The organism is Streptomyces tibetensis (assembly GCF_040647715.1).
GTDB classification, from domain to species: domain Bacteria; phylum Actinomycetota; class Actinomycetes; order Streptomycetales; family Streptomycetaceae; genus Streptomyces; species Streptomyces tibetensis_A.
In genome coordinates, this window is the sequence record NZ_JBEZCR010000001.1 from 658,110 (window position 1) to 679,693 (window position 21,584).

At 71.9% G+C, this 21,584-nt stretch carries 16 protein-coding genes; 11 read left to right on the forward strand and 5 right to left on the reverse strand.

Annotated features, from left to right (window positions below; genetic code table 11):
* Both AB0B29_RS02975 and AB0B29_RS02980 read left to right on the forward strand, forming a co-directional pair.
* Entirely contained in the window at positions 1-1,152 is a 1,152-nt protein-coding gene (locus AB0B29_RS02975; protein WP_362233103.1) for a glycosyltransferase, read from the forward strand.
* On the forward strand, positions 1,149-1,796 hold the full coding sequence (locus AB0B29_RS02980) for a lipopolysaccharide biosynthesis protein (RefSeq protein ID WP_362233106.1): 648 nt from the start codon (positions 1,149-1,151) through the stop codon (positions 1,794-1,796). Before AB0B29_RS02975 ends, AB0B29_RS02980 begins: the two co-directional genes overlap by 4 nt.
* Before the next feature lie 67 nt (positions 1,797-1,863).
* Here the strand turns inward: AB0B29_RS02980 and AB0B29_RS02985 are convergent, their stop codons facing one another.
* A complete protein-coding gene (locus AB0B29_RS02985; RefSeq protein ID WP_362233109.1) occupies positions 1,864-3,186 on the reverse strand; it encodes a glycoside hydrolase family 26 protein in 1,323 nt (440 codons plus the stop codon).
* A gap of 167 nt (positions 3,187-3,353) precedes the next feature.
* Between AB0B29_RS02985 and AB0B29_RS02990 the strand changes: the two genes are divergently transcribed.
* Together AB0B29_RS02990 and AB0B29_RS02995 are read left to right on the forward strand one after the other, a co-directional pair.
* Positions 3,354-4,604, forward strand: a complete 1,251-nt coding sequence (locus AB0B29_RS02990) for a carboxylate--amine ligase (protein ID WP_362233112.1) — start codon at positions 3,354-3,356, stop codon at positions 4,602-4,604.
* Entirely contained in the window at positions 4,604-5,872 is a 1,269-nt protein-coding gene (locus AB0B29_RS02995; protein ID WP_362233114.1) for an NAD(P)-binding domain-containing protein, read from the forward strand. The genes AB0B29_RS02990 and AB0B29_RS02995 overlap by 1 nt, the downstream gene beginning before the upstream one ends.
* 200 nt (positions 5,873-6,072) lie before the next feature.
* Here AB0B29_RS02995 and AB0B29_RS03000 read toward each other — a convergent pair whose 3' ends face one another.
* From AB0B29_RS03000 to AB0B29_RS03015, 4 genes are all read right to left on the reverse strand, one after another.
* Entirely contained in the window at positions 6,073-6,786 is a 714-nt protein-coding gene (locus AB0B29_RS03000; protein WP_362233116.1) for a chaplin, read from the reverse strand.
* A 396-nt stretch (positions 6,787-7,182) separates the two neighbouring features.
* The gene (locus AB0B29_RS03005) at positions 7,183-8,703 is read right to left on the reverse strand and encodes a vWA domain-containing protein (protein ID WP_362233118.1); all 1,521 of its coding nucleotides are present in this window, start codon (positions 8,701-8,703) and stop codon (positions 7,183-7,185) included.
* Positions 8,704-8,894: 191 nt separating this feature from the next.
* Positions 8,895-9,761: an ABC transporter permease gene (locus AB0B29_RS03010; protein WP_362233120.1), complete on the reverse strand. Its 867-nt coding sequence runs from the start codon at positions 9,759-9,761 to the stop codon at positions 8,895-8,897.
* Positions 9,758-12,415, reverse strand: a complete 2,658-nt coding sequence (locus tag AB0B29_RS03015) for a CocE/NonD family hydrolase (RefSeq protein ID WP_362233123.1) — start codon at positions 12,413-12,415, stop codon at positions 9,758-9,760. The genes AB0B29_RS03010 and AB0B29_RS03015 overlap by 4 nt, the downstream gene beginning before the upstream one ends.
* Positions 12,416-13,489: 1,074 nt before the next feature.
* Between AB0B29_RS03015 and lxmK the strand changes: the two genes are divergently transcribed.
* From lxmK to AB0B29_RS03050, 7 genes are all read left to right on the forward strand, one after another.
* Positions 13,490-14,611, forward strand: a complete 1,122-nt coding sequence (gene lxmK, locus AB0B29_RS03020) for a class V lanthionine synthetase subunit LxmK (protein ID WP_362233126.1) — start codon at positions 13,490-13,492, stop codon at positions 14,609-14,611.
* Positions 14,608-15,669: a T3SS effector HopA1 family protein gene (locus AB0B29_RS03025; RefSeq protein ID WP_362233129.1), complete on the forward strand. Its 1,062-nt coding sequence runs from the start codon at positions 14,608-14,610 to the stop codon at positions 15,667-15,669. The genes lxmK and AB0B29_RS03025 overlap by 4 nt, the downstream gene beginning before the upstream one ends.
* Before the next feature lie 63 nt (positions 15,670-15,732).
* Positions 15,733-17,538 carry an ABC transporter ATP-binding protein gene (locus tag AB0B29_RS03030; protein WP_362233131.1) on the forward strand — a complete coding sequence of 602 codons (1,806 nt, stop codon included), beginning with the start codon at positions 15,733-15,735 and terminating at the stop codon, positions 17,536-17,538.
* A complete protein-coding gene (locus AB0B29_RS03035) occupies positions 17,535-18,200 on the forward strand; it encodes a flavoprotein (protein WP_362233134.1) in 666 nt (221 codons plus the stop codon). The genes AB0B29_RS03030 and AB0B29_RS03035 overlap by 4 nt, the downstream gene beginning before the upstream one ends.
* Positions 18,197-19,000, forward strand: a complete 804-nt coding sequence (locus AB0B29_RS03040; protein ID WP_362233136.1) for a class I SAM-dependent methyltransferase — start codon at positions 18,197-18,199, stop codon at positions 18,998-19,000. The genes AB0B29_RS03035 and AB0B29_RS03040 overlap by 4 nt, the downstream gene beginning before the upstream one ends.
* Positions 19,001-19,068: 68 nt before the next feature.
* Positions 19,069-20,064, forward strand: a complete 996-nt coding sequence (locus AB0B29_RS03045) for an ABC transporter ATP-binding protein (RefSeq protein WP_362233139.1) — start codon at positions 19,069-19,071, stop codon at positions 20,062-20,064.
* On the forward strand, positions 20,061-21,329 hold the full coding sequence (locus tag AB0B29_RS03050) for an ABC transporter permease (RefSeq protein WP_362233141.1): 1,269 nt from the start codon (positions 20,061-20,063) through the stop codon (positions 21,327-21,329). The genes AB0B29_RS03045 and AB0B29_RS03050 overlap by 4 nt, the downstream gene beginning before the upstream one ends.
* The last annotated feature ends 255 nt before the right edge of the window (positions 21,330-21,584 follow it).

Sequence of the window (21,584 nt, forward strand, 5' to 3'; positions counted from 1 at the left end):
ATGAGGGCCTTGCACATCATCACCGGGCTCGGAGTCGGCGGCGCCGAGCAGCAGTTGCGGCTGCTGCTGCGTCACCTGCCCGTCGACTGCGACGTCGTGACGCTCACCAACCCCGGCGCGGTCGCCGAGGGTCTGGCGGCCGACGGGGTCCGCGTCACGCATCTGGGCATGGGCGGCAACCGTGACCTGGCGGCGCTGCCGCGCCTGGTCCGGCTGATTCGCTCCGGCGGCTACGACCTGGTGCACACCCACCTCTACCGGGCCTGCGTCTACGGCCGTTTCGCGGCACGCATGGCCGGGGTCCGGGCGGTCGTCGCCACCGAACACTCCCTGGGTGACTCGCAAATGGAGGGCCGCGGTCTGACCGCGGGGGTGCGGGGGCTGTACCTCGCCAGTGAGCGGCTCGGTTCGGCGACGGTCGCCGTCTCCCCGACGGTGGCCGAGCGCCTGAAGCGCTGGGGCGTGCCCGCGCCCCGCATCGAGGTCGTCCCGAACGGCATCGACCTCGACCGTTTCCGTTTCGACCCGGAGCGGCGCGCGCACGCCCGCCGGCATTTCGGCCTGCCGGAGGACGCCTGGGTCGTGGGCGGTGTCGGCCGGCTCACCGCGGGGAAGCGGTTCGACGTCCTCGTCCGCGCGCTCGCCCTGCTCCCGGACGAGTGCCGGCTGCTGCTGGTGGGCGGCGGCCCCGAGGAGCGGGCCCTGCGTCGCACGGCCCACGAGGCCGGTGTGGCCGAGCGCGTCGTCTTCGCCGGCGAACGGCCCTACCTGCGCGGCGACTCGCCGGGCCCGGACCTGCCGTCCCTCACCTCGGCGATGGACCTGCTCGCGTCCCCGTCCACGGAGGAGGCCTTCGGTCTGGCGGCCGTGGAGGCGTTGGCGTCGGGACTGCCGGTGCTCTACGCCTCCTGCCCGGCCATCGAGGACGTGCGGCCGTCCGCTGCCGCCGGCGCCCGGTGTGTGCGCGGCGGCCCCGAGGCGTACGCCCGTGCGATGGCCGAGGTCCGGGCGGCCGGGGCCCGGCCGCGCGAGGCCTCGGAGGTCGCCCACCACTACAGCATCACCCACTGCGCGGCCCGTCTCACGGACGTGTACGCGACAGCGGTCTCCAGTTCGCAGCCCCTCTCACCTCTGGGAGCCACCTCCTCATGACCGATACTCCGCCCCGTCAGCACCGCTTGTCCCCGGCTCGTCTCAGGGGCCTCCCCCTGTGGTCCGTACTGGCGGCGGGCACCCTCGTCGGGGGTCTGCTCGGCGGCTCCTACGGCTTGCTCACCCCCTCCACCTACACGGCCACCAGCTACGTCATCGCCGTGCCCACCGAGAAGTCCACGCCGGACGCCGCCCTCGGATTCGCCCAGGCGTACGGCCGGGTCGCCACGCAGCTCGCGGTGCTCGGGGACGCTCAGGTGTACGCGGGTGTTCCGGTGCGCACCCTGCAGAGCAGCGTGCGCACGGCGACCTCGCCGGACGCGCCGATGGTCGCCGTCTCGGCCACTTCCTCGCGCCCCGGCCTCGCCGTCGACATGGCCAACGCGGTCACCCGGTCGCTGACCCGGCACGCGGACGACAGCAGTGACAGCACCCATGTGCGGCTCGTGCGGTTCTCCCGGGCGGTGGAGCCGCGCGAGCCGACGTCCGCGTCACCGGCGGTGACCGGTCTGGTGGGGGCGAGCGCCGGTGGTCTGCTGGGCGGCCTGGCCCTGCTGGCGCGGCCCCGGAGGGGCGGCCGGGACGGCGAGAGCGCCCCGGCCCCCTCGGTGCCCGGACCGGCCGCCGCCGCCGATGTGCGCTGACAACGGTGATGACGGCGGTCCCGGCCCGGCACCGTACCGGGGAGCGGGGTTCGGGCAGGCCGGCGGATCACCACCAGTCGAAGCGGAGGCAGAGTTTCCCGCCGAGCCACTCCTCCACCCAGCTGCCGAGGTCCAGCGGTGTGCAGTCCGCCGGGGGCGGCGTCGTACCGGGTGGGGTCGGCTTCGGCGTGGGCGTGAGGGGCGGGGCCGCCTGGTCGGTGCGGCCGAACAGGGTGGACCGGTAGACGTGGGACGACTTCGGGTTGGCCCCGCACTGCCAGACACCGTGCGGGCAGTAGTCGGTCAGCGTGTTGTAGAGCGGCCTGTACTCGTCCATCCAGGCGAGCATGCGCCGCATGTACTCGGGATTGTCACCGTTGCGGAAGAGCCCCCATTCCGGATAGGAAATGGGTTTGCCGTGCGCCTTCGCGAAATCCACGTGGTGCTGCAGCCCGTAGGGCTCTTTCACCTGCTGGTCGAACGACATTCCGTTCGGCTGGTCATAGGAATCCATGCCGATGACGTCGACCGTGTCGTCCCCCGGATAGCATTTGGTCCAGGAAACGGCGTCCTGGCCACGGCTCGGTGTGAAATCGAACCGGAACTGCTGGCCCGGCACGGAACGCATGGTGGCGACGATCCTGTTCCAGTACTTCTTCCAGGCCTCCGGGTCCGGCCCACAGCGATGGGTGTACGTGGTGCCATTCATTTCCCAGCCGAGCACGATGACCGTGTCCGGCACCTTCAGCTTCACCAACCGTTCGGCGAGGACACGGAAGTGCTGATCGAACTCCCCGGCAGCGCCGCGCCGCAGCAACTGCCTGACCTCACCGTCGGAGACGCCCTCCTCATTGCGCTCCTGCATGGGGACGTTGAGGACCAGCATCCGGTCGGCCTTCTTGTTGCGCCAGTGCGCCCACACGTCCAGGAAGTCGGCGGCACCCTCGATGTCGCGCCAGCGGTGTCCCGGCAGGTAGGTGTGGCCGACGCGGAGTTCCGTGCCGCCCAGCCAGTGGCTGAACAGCGGCATCCGCGCCACGCCACGGGCGTCGGACTTGAGGAAGACGCCGAAGGCGGGAAGCCCCTCGCCGGCCGCGGGTGTGGTGGCCGGGGCGGGCGCCGGGGCCTGGGTGAGATCCGGAGGCGTGAGATCCGGAGGCGTGAGGGCCGAGGGCGTGGCGGCCGGGGCCGGGGGCTCGACGACGGCCGGAGGTGCGACGGCCGAGGGCGTGGCGGCGGGCGCCGGGGTCGGCGCCGGAGCCCTGGGCTCGGCGGCCTGCGCCACCCCCACCTCCGCCACGAGGCCGGACGCCAGGGCGGCCGACGCGGCGACCGCTGCCGCGCCCAAGGTCAGCCGGCGGACCTTGGCCCGCCTGTGCTGTGGGGCCATGCCTGCTCCTTTGTTCGCTCTCGTCCGGAGTACTGCCGCAATCGGTGTTATTGACGGGCAGTCATATAAGTGAGTCATAGAAAAGCCTGAAGCGCCAGTGCCGTTGCGGCTTTCGAGTGCCGGGCTCGCCCGTGCGGGTGAGCCGATCGAAGAGAAAGAGAGAATTCGTGTCGCTGCTCGACATCCGCGTCCCCGCTGTTGTGCTGCGGATCGACCGGAATCCTTTTCACCACGGAACACTGGGGGCCGTTCGCTCACTGGGCAGGGCGGGAGTGGAAGTACACGTCGTCGCTGATACCTCGGGAAGCCCCGTCGGAGCGTCACGTTACGTACGCCAAATGCACCCCCCGCCGCCCCCGGGAGCGTCCACGGAAAACATCCTCGCCGTGCTGCGCCGCGTGGCCGAGCGGATCACGCGGCCCGCCGTCCTGGTCCCGATGGACGACGCGAGCGCGATCACCGTGGGACGGGCGCGGGACGAACTCGCGTCCTCCTTCCTGCTGCCGGAGATGCCCGGCACCCTGGCCGAGCGGGTCGCCGACAAGGCCGAACTGGCCGCCGTGTGCGCGTCCGCCGAGGTCCCGCACCCGGTGACACTGATCCCGGACAGCCCGGCCGAGGTCGACGAGGCCCTGCGGCGGCTCGGGCTGCCGCTGGTGGCGAAGTGGAGCCGTCCCTGGCTGCTGCCCACCGGCAGCGGACTGCGCAGCACGGTGCTGGTGCGGTCCTCGCAGCAGGCCCAAGAGCTGTTCGCGCGCACCGAGGAGGCGGGCAGCCGGCTGCTGCTCCAGGCGTACCTGTCACCGGGGGTGGACCGGGACTGGTTCTTCCACGGGTACGCCGACCGCTCGGGCGGCGTACGGGCGGGCGGGCCGGGCCGCAAGCAGCAGGCCTGGCCGCGAGGGGCGGGCCTGACCGCGGTGGGCTGCTGGACCCCCAACCCCGAGGTGCAGGCGCTGGCCGAGCGGCTCACCGGCGAGCTGGGCTACCGGGGCATCTTCGACCTCGACTTCCGGCGCTGCGGCGAGACGGGCCGTTACCACCTGCTCGATTTCAACCCCCGCGCCGGCGCCCAGTTCCGGCTCTTCGCGGACAGCACGGGCCTGGACGTCGTACGGGCCCTGCACCTGGATCTGACGGGCCGTTCACTGCCGGCCGGGGCCCCGCTGGCCGGGCGGGCGTTCGTCGTGGAGAACTACGCGCCGCTGGCGGCGCTGCGTGGTGCTCCGGGCGGGCGCGAACTGGCCTGGTACGCCGCGGACGACCGCTCTCCCGGACGGGTCATGTGGGCCCAGTGGTGCCGGCACGTATCCCGTCGGCTGTACGAGCGGCTGGGCACGGCGACGGTGCCGACGCCCCGGCGGACCCCCCGGGCGGCCTCGCCCTCCCTGACCGACAACGAGAAAGCGAGCAGTTGATGGTGTACGACCTTCTGGTGGTGGGCGCAGGCCCGTACGGTCTGTCGATCGCGTCCCACGCCGCGGCCGCCGGGCTGAACCTGCGCGTGTTCGGCCGGCCCATGGCGTCCTGGCGGGACAACATGCCGCGCGGCATGTTCCTGAAGTCGGAGCCGTGGGCGTCCAACCTCTCCGACCCGGCCGGGCAGTGGCGTCTGGACGTCTACTGCGCACAGAACGGCTTGACGGCACGTCATGCGCAGCCGATCCCGGTCGAGGCGTTCGCGGAGTACGGCCTGTGGTTCGCGCGCAATGCCGTACCGGAGGTGGACGAGCGCACGGTGAGCCGTGTGGCGGCCGGGCCCGGCGGTTTCACGGCGGTCACCGAGGACGGCGAGGAGGTGCAGGCGCGGACGGTGGCCCTGGCGGTCGGCGTGATGCCGTTCGTCGAGGTGCCGCAGGCACTGCGCGCACTGCATCCCGCCCTGGTGACGCACAGCAGCCACCACAGCGACCTCGACCGCTTCCGCGACAAGGACGTCACGGTGATCGGTGGCGGGCAGGCGGCCCTGGAAACGGCGGCCCTGCTCGCCGAACAGGGCACGCGGGTCCGTGTGCTGGCGCGGGCGGAACAGCTGCGGTGGAACGACGTGCCGCCGCCGTGGGAGCGCCCCTGGTACCAGTCGGCCCGCTCCCCCCACAGCGGCCTCGGCCCCGGCTGGCGGAACTGGTTCTACGCGGAGCGCCCGAACCTCTTCCGGCGGCTGCCGGAGCCGACAAGGGCACGCATCGCGACGACGGCGCTGGGGCCGGCGGGCGCGTGGTGGGTGCGGGACCGGGTGGAGGGCGTGGTGGAGCTGCTGCCGGGCCATGAGGTCACCGCGGCCTGTGCGGTGCCCGGCGGGGTACGGCTGGACATGGCCAGCCGTACGGGTGCCCTGCGCAGCCTGGAGACCGAACACGTCATCGCCGCCACGGGGTTCCGGCCGCGGTGCGACCGGCTCGGACTGCTCTCCCCGGAGTTGCGCGGAACGCTGGCGGCACTGCCGGACGGCTCCCCGCGGGTCGGGCGCAGCCTCGAGTCCTCCTACCCCGGCCTGTTCCTCGCGGGTCTGGTGACGGCCTCGGGCTTCGGCCCCGCCATGCGCTTCGTGCAGGGCGCGTCCTTCACGGCGTCGACACTGGTCCGCGGAGTGCGCCGCCGGCTCGGGGCCAGGCCGGTCGGCGGCATCGTGCCCGCTCCGGTGGACGGCAGCCGCAGCGAGTCGCCGTCGCCCGTGCACCGCTGACGGGGGACCACGCACGGTGACCGGCGGGCCGCTGACGGCGACAGCGTCGTCAGCGGCCCGCTCTTGTGCCGGTAAGGGCGGGCCGGAGAAGCCCCGCGACGGCCGACACCCCCCGGACCGTGGTCGACGGGGGGTGTGGGTGATGCGAGGCCCGGGGCGGCGGGTACGGATGACCCGGCACCCGGCCGCCTCGTCAGCGGCTAGCGGGACGCGGTGGTGCGGGCGCGGCGGTACATCATCACTCCGCCCGCGATCAGGACGGCGCTGGCGGCCGATGCCGCCGCCAGGGCCTCGCTGCCGGTCTCGGCCAGCTGGGGCAGGGTGCCGGGCTCCTCCTGCTCCTCCGCTTCCTCGGTGACGGACGAGTCCTCGGTGTCCGGGGTCGTCGAACGCGGCGTCTCGCTCTTCGGCGGGACGGAACCGTCCTTGGCCGGGGGCTTCGGCTGCTCTTCCGTCGACGGCTTGTCGTCGTCGTGGCCGCCGCCGTGAGAGCCGTTCTCGCAGTCGTTGTCGAGCGCGTCGTTGAACAGCGCGCCCCCGTTGAGGCTGTTGCCGCAGGCGTTCACGGGCACGTCGAGCGGCACCTGCACGTTGTTGCCGGACCCCACGCCGGGAGAATCCTTGACGACCGCCGACGCGTCCGCGCCCGCCTCGTGGCCCGACGACTTGTGCGAGATGTTCCTGCAGGAGTTGCCGAACGCGGTGTTGAGCGCCGCGAGCACGTTGACGGTGTTGCCGCACAGGTTGACCGGCACCTCGACCGGCACCTGAACGCTGTTCCCGGACAGGACACCAGGGGAATCCTTCGCCACTCCCGACGCGTCGGAGTCGGCGAGGGCGGGGCTGCCGTACAGGGACAGAATCCCCGTGGCGGCGGCCGCCGCGAAAGCTCCCTTGCTCAGGGTCTGTCGCATTGCAGTTGTCCTCCTGCTTGAAGAATTGGGGCGGCCGGCCTCGGAGCGGAGATCCACATCCAGGGCCGACGGTGCGGCGGCATGAACAGATCGCAGCGCTGAACAGGAATCAGGCGTTGGGACGCCGTCTCGCGGCACAGGGGCTGCGGAGGCGGCGTTACTCGCCGAGGCCCTTCGCGACGAGCGGTCCGCCGGCGAGTGCCGGGACAGCGGCCGTCACCGGCACATCAAGGGCGGAAGCGGCGGCCGCCGCAGCGATCATTGCCTCCTTGAGCACTGCGCGTTCCTTTCTCGTGGCGCCGCAAGCTCTACTGCCTCATCAACCCGGTGCAGAAGAATTGGTTCCGCAGGTTCACCCGGTTGGCCCGCGTCCCGTCCCGGGAGGCCGGTAGGTGTTCAGTCCCGCTGCCGGTCCGCCTGCTCGATGGCCCGGGCGAGTCCACGCACCGCTCCGTCCTCCGTGGTGTCGGACAACACGCGTGCGTGGCGTGCGAGTTCGGCGAAACCGGCCGGAGCCCCCGGGAGGCGGTCGTGGCGGTCGTCCCCCGAGCGGAGGGCGTCGGCGAAGTAGGCCGCCACCGCGGTGACCTGGAAGCGGCTGGGGGCGGCGCGCAGGGAGCCGTGGAGGGCGTCGGTCTCCAGGTCGCCGGTCTCCTCGTGCGGGTCGCGGGTCTGCGGGTCGAGCCAGCGCACGGTGGCGGTGGCGAGGTGGCCCTCGGCACCGGACTCGGTGCGCACGGCGTACAGCGCGGTGACGGTGTGACCGGGGCCGACCTCGCCGCCGTCGACACGGTCGTCGCGGAAGTCCTCGTCGGCGACGCGCCGGTTGTCGTAGCCGACCAGGTGGAACTCCTCGACCGTCTCCGGGTCGAAGGCGACCTGGGCCTTGGCGTCGCGGGCGGTGAGGTCGACGTTGCGCGGGAGCTGCTCGGAGAAGACCTTGCGGGCATCTCGGGAGTCGGACACGTAGACGGTGTGGCCGTCGCCCTTGTCGGCGAGGCGTTCCATCAGGGCGTCGCCGTAGTCGCTGCCGACGCCGACGCCGAAGAGGGTGATGCCGTGCTCGCGGCGTTCGCCGGCGATGCGTTCCAGGATGGCGTCCGCGTCGGTGTCGCCGGTGTTGGCGAGCGCGTCGGAGATGAGGACGACGCGGTTGGTGGCGCCCTCGCGCAGGCCTTCGACGGCCGTCTCGTAGCCGGTCTCGACGCCGGCGCCGAGGTTGGTCGAATCCTGGGTGTCCAGGTCGGAGACGGCGTCCTGGATCTTGTCGCGGTTGCCGTCGAGGCGGGTCATGGGCAGGACGGTCTCGGCCTCGTCGCTGAAGGTGACGAGCGCGACCGAGTCGTCGTCGCGCAGCCGGTCCGTCATCACCGAGAGGGACTCCTTGGCGAGGTCCAGGCGGCCCGGTTCGTCCATGGAGCCCGAGACGTCGAGGACGAAGGTGAGGGCGGCGGGCGGGCGTTCACCGGAGCGTTCCGTCGTGCGGGTGGCGAGGCCGACGCGGACCAGGGACCAGTCCTCGTCGTCGGTGCGGGCGCCGTCGACCGTGACCGAGAAGCCGTCGCCGTCCGGGCGGTCGTAGTCCTGCCGGAAGCTGTTGACGAACTCCTCGGGGCGGACGGTCGACGGGTCGGGCAGCCGCCCGTCGGCGAGGGCCCGGCGGGCGTAGTCGTAGGAGGCGGTGTCGACGTCGAGGGCGAAGGTGGAGAGATGGCCGGGGTCTTCGCGGAGGTCGTCCCGCTCGCTCGTGCCGTCCTCGTCGCCGTGGGCGGGAGCGGGCTCGCCCGCGCCGTACCCGGGGCGGTCGGCGGCCTTGCTGCCCTCCCCGGTGTCGGCGCCCCCGCTGCACGCGCTGAGCAGCAGGCCACTGGCGGCCGTGAGGGCGAGCAGCGCTTTTCGTGTCCGGAACCGCTCCATCGTCCGTACCCCCTGCATCCGTTGGCGTCGGCTTCTTGCGACTGTGACGGTGCGGGGGGCCCGAACGTGCGGTACGGGGCGTTGCGGAAGCGTCTCGATGCGGCCACGGGGCGGGCTTCCGAGACCGGTGGGTGATCCTCCGTTGATCTGTCCGTTGGACTGTCGGGATGTGGGGCTGTCGGGCTGTCGGGTCAGGAGACGACGTCCTTGCGGGCGAAGCCGCGGAAGGCCAGGGCGAACAGGACGAGTGCGTAGGTCACGGAGATCGACGTGCCCTGGATCATGTCCGACCACTCCAGCCGGGGCCGGACGGCGTCGAGCCAGGCGTACTGCCAGTGCGCGGGCAGGAAGTGGCGCCAGTCGCCGAGGGCCGTCACCTCGTCGAGGACGCTGCCGATGATGGTGAGGAACACCGCGCCGCCGACCGCGCCGAGCGGGGCGTCCGTCCGGGTCGACAGGCAGAACGCCAGGGCGGCGGTGACCAGTTGGGACACCATGAGGTAGGCGACGACGATCAGCATGCGCCGGCCCGCGGTGCCGGTGGACAGGCTGCCGCCGGTGGGGAGTTCGAGCGGGCCCCAGCCGTAGGCGGCCGTGCCGACGAGCAGGGCGACGACCGGGAGCAGGACCATCGCGGCGAGGCTGAGGGTGAGTCCGACGGCGAGTTTGGACCACAGCAGCCGGGCCCGGGGCACGGGGGCCGCGAGCAGATAGCGCAGGGACGACCAGCTCGCCTCGGAGGCGACCGTGTCGCCGCAGAACAGGGCGACGGGGATGACGAGCAGGAAGCCCGCGGCGGAGAAGAGGTTGACCGCGGTGAAGTTGACCCCGGACGCGGTGGCCGTGTCCATGAGGTTGACGCGGTTGTTGTTGCCGCCCGGATCGCCGCCGACCTGGAAGGCGATCAGGAGGATGATCGGCAGGGCGACCAGGACGCCGCCCATGACCAGGGTGCGGCGCCGCTTCAGCTGCCGGGCCAGCTCGACGCGGAAGGGCAGGGTGCGGCCCGCCCGGTAGCCGTCGGCGACCTCGGCGGGCGGCTCGGCGAGCGTGCTCATGCTTCGGCTCCGATCAGGGTGAGGAAGGCGTCCTCCAGGCGGCGGTGGGGGCCGACCGACCGCACCGCGACGTCCAGCCGTACGAGGTCGGCGACCAGGCGCTGGGGGGTGCCGTCGGCGTCGAGCTGGATCAGGAGACCCTCGTCGGCGCGCACGGCGGAGGCGACGCCGGGCAGGGCGCCGACCTTCTCCACGAGGGGCTCGTCCACGGGCGCGGCCGTGCCGACGAGGAGGGTGTCGCCCGACCCGGTGATGTCCTCGACGGGGCCCGCCTGGACGAGCTGCCCGTGATCCATCACCACGAGGTGGGTGCAGGTCTGCTCGACCTCCGCGAGGAGGTGGCTGGAGACGATGACCGTGCGGCCGGCGGCGGCGTAGCGGATCATCACCTCGCGCATCTCGCGGATCTGGGGCGGGTCCAGGCCGTTGGTCGGTTCGTCGAGGATGAGCAGGTCCGGCAGGCCGAGCATGGCCTGGGCGATGGCGAGGCGCTGGCGCATGCCCTGGGAGTAGGTGCGCACCGCGCGGGCGAGGGCGTCACCGAGGCCCGCGATCTCCAGGGCCTCCTCCAGGTGCGCGTCCCCGGTGGGGCGGCCGGTGGCGCGCCAGTACAGCTCCAGGTTCTCGCGGCCGGACAGGTGGGGCAGGAAGCCTGCGCCCTCGACGAAGGCGCCGACCCGGGAGAGGACCGGGGCGCCGGGGCCGATGGCGTGGCCGAAGACGCGGATCTCGCCACCGTCGGGCCTGATCAGGCCCATCAGCATGCGCAGGGTGGTCGTCTTGCCCGCCCCGTTGGGGCCGAGCAGGCCGAGGACCTGGCCCTGCTCCACGCGGAAGGAGAGGTCCTTGACCGCGTACCGGTCGGTGGACTTCGCGTACCGCTTGGTGAGGTCCGTGATCTGGAGGGGGACTTCGGCCAGGGCCGGGTCCGGCGGGGCGGGTGCGGCCGTGCGGCGGCGGCCCGTGAGGATCAGCGCGAGGGCGATGCCCGCGCCGGCGAGCGGCAGCCACCACACCCAGGCGGGCAGCCCGTCCTGGGTGTCGCGCTGCCCGAGGGCCGAGGGGACCGACAGGTCGCCCTCGAGGGAGACGGTGTACGTCGCCGGGGCCGTCGGGGAGGCGTAACCGAGGTCGGTGGAGGCGAGGACCAGGCGGAGCCGGTGACCGTCGTCGATCTCGTGGTCGATCGCCGGGAGCGTGACGGTGACGTCCTTGCCGGCCTTGGCGCCCTCGACCCTGAGGGGTGTGACGAGCTGGGAGGGCAGCACCTGCTGGGTGCCGCCACCGGGGCCGACGTCGTAGAGCTTGGCGAAGAGGACGGCGTCGTCGCTGGTGGACTTCACGTGGACGGTGGCGGTGGGCGAGCCGGTGATCTGGAGGTCCTCGCGCATCGGCGCGGACTCGAACGCGGCGAACTGGCCGGGGAAGTCCAGGGAGACGCCGAGGCCGAGGGTGGACAGCTGACCGAGGCCGCCGGCGGCGCCGAGGCCGGGCAGGGCGGAGACGCCGGGCGGGCTGGCGCCGGGCGGGTTGTCGAAGCTCTGCTCGCGGCCTGTCAGGGAGACGGATCGCTGCTTGCTCTCCAGACCGAGGTAGCGGTCCGACGTCACTCCGGTCAGGCGGGGTTCGCCGTCGCCGGAGCCCTGGCCGAGGGTGCGGCTGACGCGGAAGGCGGGGCCGGTGTCGGCGCTCTCGTCGTCCTTGAGGTAGCGGTCGAACCAGGACGTCACGCGGCCTTCGACCCGGCCGGTCTCCATGTCGCCGCCGTCGTGACCGCCGGCGATCCAGTCGACGTCGACGGGGGCGCCGTTGGCCCGGATCGCCTTCGCGGCCCGGTCGGCCTCACCGAGCGGGAACAGCGAGTCCGACTGGCCCTGCATCAGCAGGGTCGGCACCTTGATGTTCCGGCCGACGGCGGACGGCGAACGCTCCTGAAGCAGCTTGCGTGCCTCGGCGTCCGGCTTGCCCGACTCGGCGACCCGCTCGTACATCCGGCACAGGGCGGGCTCGAACTTCTCGCAGCCGCCGCCGGAGTTGACGAAGATGCCGGCCCAGAGCTTCTTGAAGACGCCGTTCGGGAAGAGGGCGTCGGCGAGGTTCCAGTAGGTGATCGCCGGGGCGATGGCGTCGACGCGGTCGTCGTGGCCCGCGGCGAGCAGGGCGATGGCGCCGCCGTAGGAGGCACCGGCCATGCCGACCCGGGGGTCGCCCTTCTTGTCGAGTTCGACCTGGGGCTGCTTCGCCAGCCAGTCGATGAGCTTCGAGACGTCGGCGACCTCGCCCTCGGGGTCGTTGAGGCCGATCTTCCCGTGGGACTTGCCGAAGCCGCGGGCCGACCAGGTCAGGACCGCGTAGCCGTCCCGGGCGAGGTTCTCGGCCTGCTGCCGTACGTCGTTCTTGCTGCCGCCGAAGCCGTGCCCGAGCAGGACGGCGGGACGGCGGCGGTCTGCTCCGGAGGTGAAGAACGAGGTGTCGATGCGGACGCCGTCGCCGGTGGCCAGGAACCGGTCCTGGCGGTGGACCGGGGGCGTCTCGTCGTTCGCGACGGCCGTCCACGTGCCCGCGCCCGCGAGGACGGCGACGGCGGCCCCGGCGGCGAGGAGCCTGCGAGGCCTCCGCAGCAGCCCGTGGAGTCCGGGCAGTCGAAGATCCATGCGTCAACGGTACGGGGTGAAGCTGTCGAACAGTTGTCGACCGTAGGGCGGACCGGCACCCCTCCCAGGGGAGTACGGGGCTCCGCGGCATACCGCATCCGCGGTACGGCGACCAGGGGTGCGCCGCCGCACCCGGGATTCCATTGTTCTCGGGTCGGTGAGCAGGGCAAGGACCCGACACTGCTTTTACATGCGAACAAATCCCAAGAGGAGAGCGAAGCACAATTGGAATCTCAAGTTCCGCGCAAATATTGACGATGTGACGCCCGTCACATGGGTAAAGCATTGATCAAGCGGAGTCAGCCCTTCGTATACTGCCCGCGTGGACGATCGCGCCAACGAACGGCCAGGGGGAAGCATGATTCGCACCAGAACCCGCATGATCAGTCAGTACCGGCTCAGTTTCTGATCAATAGCTCCGTCTGACGCGCGCCTCAGGGGATCTCGGTGCCGCCGAATTCCTCGTTCTTGACGGCGTGGCGGGCGCACCGGCCTGGAACCGGAGTTTCTGACGTACCCGCCCGCGGTTGGCTGAGCAGCTGGGCGATCAGCACAATCCTCACGCCCTCAGGCGGAGCTCCGACGCCCCACCGTCGGACGAAAATGAGGTAGATACATTGAATGGTTCCTTGACAGAGCCCCACCTCAGATTAGGGAACGATCACTTGAGAATATTGCGACTCGTCTCCCAGGGCTGCACCATGACGCAGGTCGCCAGACGAATGGAGATGAGCGATCGCACACTGCGTCGCAAACTGCGGTCGATCTGCGACTGCGTCGACGTGGAAACCCCGATAGAAGCGGTGGTATGGGCCGTGCGTCGAAGAATCATCTGACCTAGGAGCGCACGGCAGGCAGGTCCGATGCGGCGGCGGGTGACGGTTAGCGGAGGAAACCGTCACCCGCCGTCCCTCTTTCCACCCCGCCGCGCCCCCACTTCACCGCGCCCCACACCATGGCCTGTCACGCCGCCGGGCGGCTGCCCTGCCGAGCTCCGCACCTGGATCCCGCCGGCCGTGGCCGATGCCGGTCAATTCGTTGTCCGGCGCCTGCGCCCCGCGATAGAAAGCCCGTGTGGCAGGAGAGAAGATTGCATATCCGCAGGGCCGGTCTTCCGCGTCGGCCGTCGACAGTCCCGTGGACTCGTCGGTCGAACGGCTGCTGAACCGGCTCGGGTTGGGATCGCTGAACGCCTCGGAGATCTACTCCTATCCCGGACGGAACGACAACTGGTCAGGTATCACGGACACCGGGAACTCGGTATTCGCGAAAAAACTCAAAGGAAACCCCAGGGAATCCCTGAAACGGTATCGGAGAATCCTGCTCTTCGAGCGTCTGGCACGGGACGGCGAACACCCCTTCCCCCGTCCGGAGTTCCTCGGGGGCGACGAGGAGCAGCGGCTGCTGGTGTTCCGGATGCTCGACGACGTCCGGTCCGGCAGCGAGCTGGCCGCGGACCAGGAATTCACCGAGTCCATGTCCGCCGAAGCCGGACGGACGTTGGCGGCGCTGCACGGGCTCTCGTACAGGGACGGGGATTTCCCGGAAGCGGATCCCCATCCGTACCCACCGGTCGAGGACCTGCGGTCGCTTCCGCTGGAGAGCTACGTCAACGCCACCGGTGCCTTCGTCGAGGCGTGGGGGCTGCTGCAGCGCGACGCCCCCCTGGTCGAGGAACTGGAGCGGCTGCGCGCGACCGAGGCCGGGGCCGCACGCGTGCCCGTCCACGGAGACCTGCGGCTGGATCAGTTCCTGATCACCGACACGGCGTTCTACGTCAACGACTGGGAGGAGTTCCGGCTCGGTGACCCGGCCCGCGACGTCGGATCGTACGTCGGCGAGTGGCTGCACCGTGCGGTGCTGCGGATTCCCGCGCAGGAGACGGACGACGCGTTCTCGGCCGTGCTCACCCACGAGGAGGTCGTGGCGCGGGGCAGCGAGGAGCTGACCCGGGTGCTTCCGCTGATCTCCGCGTTCCACCGGGGTTACCGCGAGGGCGGCGGCCCCGACGACGACGGGTTCCTGGTGCGTGCCACGTCCTACGCGGGATGGCACCTGATCGACCGTCTGATCGCCTCGACCAGGGAGAGCGGCCGGCTGTCGGCCATCGTCCGGGCGGCGGCGGGCATCGGCAGGACCGCGCTACTGGATCCGCGGAGCTTCGTCTCCACGGTCGGACTCGGGGAGGCAGCATGAGCACGGGCGTCGAGGAGACCGTCACGGCCGTCCGGCCGGGGCGCGACGATGCGCCGGGGGGAGCCGTACCGGAGCTTGCGGCCGGGCTCCGCCGGGCGCTGGAGGACGTGACGATCACGCCGGACGGCAGGACGGCCTGGGTGCGCGACGACGAGGTGAGCGCCGAGTCCGCGTCGGCGATGCGCTTCCTGCTGGCCCGGACGCTGTACGAAGTGCTGCACACCGGACGGGGTGTGAAGGACCGCGAGGCGCCCAGGACCTTGCGCGCGCCGGACTTCGAGGCACGGCTGGCACAGGCGACCCCGCACCGCGAGACGGTCGCCGCGGGGATCCTCACCGGGCAGCGCACGGCTTCCGGCCGGCAGATCGTCCAGCTCGACGGCCTGCGCGTGAACGTACCGGACTCGGTCGCGCCGCGGGACAGCGGGCGTACGGCGGGCGATCCCGCGCGCCCGGTGGTGCGGATGAACGTCCCGGCGGCCCGCCCGCTCGTCTCCCCCGGCTTCTTCCTCGTGGACAGCGGGGCCGGCCGCGCCACCGGCGGCGGCGCGCTGCTGCGGTTGTACCTGAGGGTGGCCGACCCCGACGCGGCGCCCGGGCTGTGGCATGCCGTGCTGAGCGCTCTGGAGAGCCGCTCCGCGACCTACCGGGCGAAGATCATCTCCAATCCGGCGAGCCTGCCGCGCAACGACGGCATGGTCGTCTACCTGGGCCGGGGTTCCTGGGACGCCGTCGGCACGGTGGTCGAAAGCGCCCTCGCCACCGCCCTGCCGGAGGGGCCCGCCCCCGCCTTCGCCCACGTGCTGGCGCCGGGTGTGACGGCCGCCTGGGAGCCGAAGGACACGCGGACGGGCATGCGTGCCCTGAGCTTCGGCGAGCACCGGGCCCATGTGATCGCGCGGGCCTTCGTGGCCGCGGCCGAACGCAACCGTGAGCGTCCGACGGCCGCCGAACTGGCCTCCGCGTGCGTCGCGGCGAACGTGGACCCCGCCGACCCCGCCCGCAACCTCGACTCGGACGACTGGCCGTGGAAGACGGCCCTCCGGTCCGCGATCTGAGCCGTCCGCCGTGCCGCCGCCGGCCGGCCGGATGTCACCGCACCCTGCAGGAGGTCCCTCACCATGGCCAGAGAACCACGCCCGGACGGCACGGACGAACTGCGTGTCTTCGCACAGCTTCTGAAGGGCCGCAAGGCGACCGTCGCCGCCGCGGTGGTGCTGAGCCTGCTCTCCGCCGCCGCCACCCTCGTCCTCCCCCTCCAGGTGCGCGACCTGGTGATGGCCCTCGCCGAGGACGAACGTCCCGTCGGTCCGCTGCTGACGATGGCGGGCCTCGCGGTGGGCGCCGGGCTCGCGTCGGCGGGGTCCTCCTACCTGCTCGCCCGTGCGGGTGAGGGCCTGGTGTCCGAGGCACGGTTCCGCATCGCCTCGCACATTCTGACCCTGCCGCTGCGACGGGTACGGCGCGAAGGGGCCGGCAACCTGGTCGCGCGGGCCAACTCCGACAGCACACAGCTGCGTTCCGTCGTGGACGTCGGCGTGGCGCAGATCCCGTCGTCGCTGTTCCTGGCTGTCGGCACGCTGATCGCCATGGGCCTATTGGACGGAGTCCTGCTGCTCGTCGTGCTCGCCACGTTCACGATCGCCGGCGTCGGCATCTTCCTGTGCGTACGGTCGATCCGCAGCGGTGTCGAACGCCAGCAGAACGCCGTCGGCACCATGTCCCAGCACATGACCGCGGCCGTGCTGTCCCTGCCCACGGTCAAGGCGTTCCTCGCCGAACGCCAGGTGGCGGGCACGCTGGGCCGCAGCATCGAGGACGCCCGCGGGGCCGCGGTGTCGGTCGCGCGGGTGACCGCCCTGGTGGGCCCCACGATGCAGCTGGGACAGCAGCTGTCGATCGTCGCGGTGATGGTCACCAGCGGCGCCCGGCTCGCCTCCGGCGACCTGGGCATCGGCGAGTTCGCCGCCTTCATCGTCTACCTGCTGCAACTCGTCGCGCCGCTGACCCTGCTGGTCTCGGGCGTCGCCCGGATGCAGAGCGGCCTGGCGGCGCGCGCCCGCCTGAACAGCGTGCTCACGATCCCCCCGGAGAACCGCGGGGGCCTCGTGCCCGTCCAGCCGTCGCCGACCGCGTCCGCGGTGGAGTTCGAGTCGGTCACCTACCGGGACGGCGGACGCACCATCATCCACGATGCGACGTTCGCGGCCCCCGCACGCGGTCTCACCGCCATCGTCGGGCCGTCGGGGGCGGGAAAGACGACCCTGCTCGGCCTCACCGAACGCTTTCTCCTGCCCGAGTCCGGCCGGATCGCCGTGTGCGGACTGCCCGTCGAGCAGTGGCCCCTGCACCAGTTGCGCGGCGCGATCAGCTACGTCGACCAGAGCTTCACCCTCGTGGAGGGCACGGTGCGGCAGAACCTCCTGCTCGGACGGGACGACGAGGCGGGTGCCCTGCCGGAGCCGGAGCTGTGGCGGGCGCTGGAGGCACTGGCGCTGCGCGACGCGGTGGAAGCGCTGCCGAACGGTCTGGACACCGAGCTGGGACGGGCCGAGGACCTGTCGGGCGGTCAGCGGCAGCGGCTTGCGGCCGCCCGCGTTCTGCTGCGGGACTCGTCGATCGTCCTGTTCGACGAACCGACCTCCCAGCTCGACAGCGAGAACGAGGAACGGCTGCGGACGCTGATGCGCACCCTCGCCCAGGAGCGTGCGGTGCTCGTGATCGCGCACCGCATCTCCACGGTGCAGGACGCCGACCTGATCGTGGTCGTGGACGAGGGACGCACCGTGGATCGGGGCACCCACGAGGAGCTGCTGACGCGCTCGGCGCTGTACCAGGAGCTGGTGCACGGCCAGTCGCTGCGCGGCGGGGGCGTGCGGCGGCCGGCCGGCGTCGGACCGGCGGCGGCCGGGGCGGTGGGCCGGTGACCGGCGCCCCGACCGCCGTCGAACCGCTGGGAACGCGGCGCCTGCTGGTGATCGGGACCGGTTCGGTCACCGCCGCGCACCTGCCCTTCTGGGCGAGCTGGCTGAAGATCGGGCACCCCGGGACGGAGGTGCGGTACGTCCTGACCGGGGCGGCCGGCCGGTTCGTCACCCGCGAGGCGCTGACCGCCATCGGGGGCTGTGACGTGCAGGCGGACCGGTGGCCCGACGAGCCGGAGCCGAGGGCTCGGCACGTGGACCTCGCGCAGTGGCCCGACACGGTCGTCGTCTTCCCGGCGACGCTGAACTACCTGGCCAGGCTGGCTCTGGGGCTGGGCGACTCGCCCTCGCTCCTCGCGCTGCAGTGCACTCGGGCGGCGATCGCGCTGGCGCCCGCACTGCCGCCCGGCGGCGCGCAGAGCGCGGCGTACGCGGAGCACACCGCAAGGCTCCGCGCGCGGCGCAACGTGGTCGTCGTGACGCCCCACCCCGGCCGCAGCACGACCAGCGGGAAACGCGACGCGTGGGCGCCCGCTCCCTTTCCCGACGTGCTGTCCGCGGCCGACCGGCTGCGGACGGCGCTGGATGAACCGGCCGTCGACCGCCCCGACGGGCCGGAGCAGGACACCGAATCCACCCGACACCCCGCGGAGGCAGCTCCATGACCACCGAGACACACCGGCCGGCCGACGCCGAGGCGCCCTCCGGCGGGGGCGCCGGACCGGGCGGGGCCAGCAGCGCGTACGGCGAGTCGCTGGCCGACGTCTACGACTCGCTCTATCCCGCCGCCGGCCCCGCCATCGACGCGATGGTCGGCTTCCTCCAGGAGCTGCGCCCGGCACCGGCTTCTCTGCTCGAACTCGGCGTCGGCACCGGCCGGCTGGCCGTCCCGCTGGCCGAGAACGGCTACCGGGTCCACGGAGTGGACGCCTCCCCCGCGATGCTGGCGAAACTCCACGAGAACGACCCCACCGGCCGTGTCACCACCGCGGTGGGCGACTTCGGCGCACTGGTCGTCGAGGAGCGTTACGACCTCGTGCTCACCGCGCTCAACACCTTCTTCATGCTGCCCACCCAGGAACAGCAGATCAGTTGCCTGCGCGGCATTCACGACGCGCTCGCGGACGACGGTGTCGCGGTCTTCGAGACCTACAACCCGCAGGTGTACCACCGGCTCACGGAAGCGACGACCCGGGTCGGCCATCTGGCGCCGGACGCGCTGCTGCTCGACACGATCCAGGTGAACCAGTCGCTCCAGTCCGTCCTGGTCGTCCACACGATCATGAGCGCCGGCGGGCTGCGGAAGGTGCCCGAGGTCAGCCGGTACGCCTGGCCCGCCGAGTTCGACGTGATGGCCCGGCTCGCGGGGCTGCGCGTGACAGGGCGCTGGGCCGACTGGGACCGCAGCCCGGTCACGGACCAGTCGGAGAAACACGTCTACGTGGTAGAGCGGCAGAACGTATGACTACCTTGACGGGTTGATGTGTTAACGCAATACTTCATCGAGTTAGTACATCGCTCTGGAGGTACGGCATGACGGGGCCCGCGCTGGAGGTCGACGGCGTACGCAAGAGGTACGGCAAACGCCAGGCGGTCGCGGACATGACCTTCGGGATGCGCGCCGGTGAGCTGTTCGGCTTCGTGGGGAGCAACGGCGCGGGCAAGACCACCACGATGCGGATCATCCTCGGCGTCCTCACGCCCGACGAGGGAGAGGTCCGCTGGCGCGGCCGCCCGGTCGACTTCGCCGCCCGCAGACAGTTCGGTTACATGCCCGAGGAGCGCGGCCTGTACCCGCGGATGAAGGTCGGCGAACACCTGCGGTACCTGGGCGAGTTGCACGGCCTGCCGTCGGCTGGCGCGCGAAGGGCGGCCGACCGGTGGGTCGAGCGGCTGGAGCTCTCCCGGTACGCCTCCGAGGAGGTCCAGAACCTCAGCCTCGGCAACCAGCAGCGCGTCCAGCTGGCCGCGGCGCTGGTCCACGACCCCCAGGTGCTGGTGCTCGACGAGCCGTTCTCGGGCCTGGACCCGGTGGCGGTGGACGTCATGCACGACGTGCTCGTCGAACGGGCCGCCCAGGGGGTGCCCGTCATGTTCTCCAGTCATCAGCTGTCGCTCGTCGAGCGGGTCTGCGACCGGGTCGGCATCGTCTCGGGCGGGCGCCTCGTCGCCTGCGGCACGATCGAGGAACTGAGCGAGAACGCCGAGCGACGGCTGCTGGTCGACGCCCCGGAGGCGGGTGAGAACTGGACCGCGGGGCTGCCGGGCGTGTCGGTCGTCAGCCGGGAGGGCTCCCGTACGCGCCTGCGCCTGGCGAAGGGCGCGGACGACCAGCGGGTCCTGCACGCGGCGCTGGCCACCGGACCGGTCGTCGCCTTCGTGTCCGAGCGACCGCCGCTGTCCGACCTGTACCGCGAGCTGGTCACCGGAGTCGGCGCGGACGGGGAGGACACCGGGCGGAGACCGGACACGGACACCACGGCAGGCGCCGCTGCGACAGTGAACGACACCGACGGGGACGCGACATGAACACAGTGGCACCGGCACCGGGCGGCACACACGGCCCGGACGTCCCGGACGGGGAGGGCACCTCGGGCCCGGGGAACGGCACCGTGGCGCTGCCGGCCCGCCGGGCGGTCGGCCTGGTCGCCCGGCGGGAGATCAACAGCCGGATGCGGACCAAGTCCTTCGTCCTGAGCACCCTGGGGCTGCTGCTCGGTCTCGGCGTCTACGCCCTCGTGATCCTCCTCGCCGAGGACGGCCCTGACAGGGTCGGCGTCGAGCGTGAGGTCGCGGCGATGCGCCCGGTGCTCGCCGCCGTCACCGAAAAGGCGGGCGGTGACTTCGAGTTCGTCACCGTCGACGGCGACCGTACCGACCGGATGCTGCGCGACGGGGACCTCTCCGCCGTGCTCGGCCGCACCGACGGGCGGCTCACGCTCTCGGTGGAACGCGAGGCGGACGAGAACCTGCTCGGCGTCGTGCGCGCCACGATCACCGAGGAGCGCACCACCCGGGAACTCGAGCGCGCCGGCGTGGACCCCGCGGAGTTCAGGGAGCGCGTGGCATCGTCCACGGTGAGGGTCCACGCACTCGAGCCGTCGCAGAACAGCGCCGCCGAGCAGTTCGCGCTGATCATCACCTCCACCGGGCTGCTGTACTTCTTCTTCGTCTTCTACGGGATCACACTGGCGCAGGGCGTGGTGGAGGAGAAGAGCAGCCGCGTGGTGGAGCTGCTGCTCTCGACCATCCGCCCCTGGCAGCTCCTCGCCGGAAAGCTCATCGGTGTCGCCGTGGCCGGCCTGACCCAGCTCCTGCTGCTCGGCGGAGCCGCGGTGGCGCTCGCACAGGGCACCGGCGCCCTCACCCTGCCGAGTGCGGTGGGCGGGTCGCTGGTGACGATGGGCGTCTGGTTCCTGCTCGGTTTCTTCCTCTTCGCCGCCCTGCTGGCCGCGGCCGCCGCCCGGGTCTCGCGGCAGGAGGACCTGCAAGGCGTGCTGCAACCGGTGATGTTGCTCATCACCACGCCGTTCGTGCTGGGCATCGCCCTGTTGAGCAAGGACGCGCACGACCCGCTGATCGAATGGCTGTCGCTGGTACCGCCGCTCAGCCCGATCCTGATGCCGGCCCGGATGCTGCTGGGCACCGCACCCGTCTGGCAGATCGCCCTCTCCCTGGTGCTGGCGGTCGCCGCGCTGGCGGGGATGACCCGCTTCGCCGGGCGGATGTACGCGGGCAGCGTGCTGCGCAGCGGCTCCCGGGTACCGCTCGCCGAAGCACTGCGGATGCGTTAGTTCCCTGCCTCGGGCCGGTCTCCTCCTGTCCCCGGCCAAACCCCCTGTTGTCCCGTCAACCCCCTGTCCCGTCAACCCCCTGCTGCCCGCGTTTCCCTGATGTTCCGTCAACCCTGCCGAAAACCCTCGAAGGAGCACCTCATGAGCACCGCCCTCTGGATCGCCGTCGGTATCGCCGTTGTCGTAGCCGTCGTCGCCGGCATCAAGAAGAGCCGGGGCTGACCCGCCCGATCGGCTCGCACCGAGGGGCTGTGC

What these genes read in the sequence shown, in the direction of transcription:
- AB0B29_RS03005 (WP_362233118.1), bottom strand. Translation starts at nt 8,703, where the DNA reads ATGGAGCGGTTCCGGACACGAAAAGCGCTGCTCGCCCTCACGGCCGCC.
- AB0B29_RS03030 (WP_362233131.1), top strand. Translation starts at nt 15,733, where the DNA reads ATGGCCAGAGAACCACGCCCGGACGGCACGGACGAACTGCGTGTCTTC.
- AB0B29_RS03010 (WP_362233120.1), bottom strand. Translation starts at nt 9,761, where the DNA reads ATGAGCACGCTCGCCGAGCCGCCCGCCGAGGTCGCCGACGGCTACCGG.
- AB0B29_RS02985 (WP_362233109.1), bottom strand. Translation starts at nt 3,186, where the DNA reads ATGGCCCCACAGCACAGGCGGGCCAAGGTCCGCCGGCTGACCTTGGGC.
- AB0B29_RS03040 (WP_362233136.1), top strand. Translation starts at nt 18,197, where the DNA reads ATGACCACCGAGACACACCGGCCGGCCGACGCCGAGGCGCCCTCCGGC.
- AB0B29_RS03050 (WP_362233141.1), top strand. Translation starts at nt 20,061, where the DNA reads ATGAACACAGTGGCACCGGCACCGGGCGGCACACACGGCCCGGACGTC.
- AB0B29_RS02995 (WP_362233114.1), top strand. Translation starts at nt 4,604, where the DNA reads ATGGTGTACGACCTTCTGGTGGTGGGCGCAGGCCCGTACGGTCTGTCG.
- AB0B29_RS03025 (WP_362233129.1), top strand. Translation starts at nt 14,608, where the DNA reads ATGAGCACGGGCGTCGAGGAGACCGTCACGGCCGTCCGGCCGGGGCGC.
- AB0B29_RS02980 (WP_362233106.1), top strand. Translation starts at nt 1,149, where the DNA reads ATGACCGATACTCCGCCCCGTCAGCACCGCTTGTCCCCGGCTCGTCTC.
- AB0B29_RS03045 (WP_362233139.1), top strand. Translation starts at nt 19,069, where the DNA reads ATGACGGGGCCCGCGCTGGAGGTCGACGGCGTACGCAAGAGGTACGGC.
- AB0B29_RS02975 (WP_362233103.1), top strand. Translation starts at nt 1, where the DNA reads ATGAGGGCCTTGCACATCATCACCGGGCTCGGAGTCGGCGGCGCCGAG.
- AB0B29_RS03015 (WP_362233123.1), bottom strand. Translation starts at nt 12,415, where the DNA reads ATGGATCTTCGACTGCCCGGACTCCACGGGCTGCTGCGGAGGCCTCGC.
- AB0B29_RS03000 (WP_362233116.1), bottom strand. Translation starts at nt 6,786, where the DNA reads ATGCGACAGACCCTGAGCAAGGGAGCTTTCGCGGCGGCCGCCGCCACG.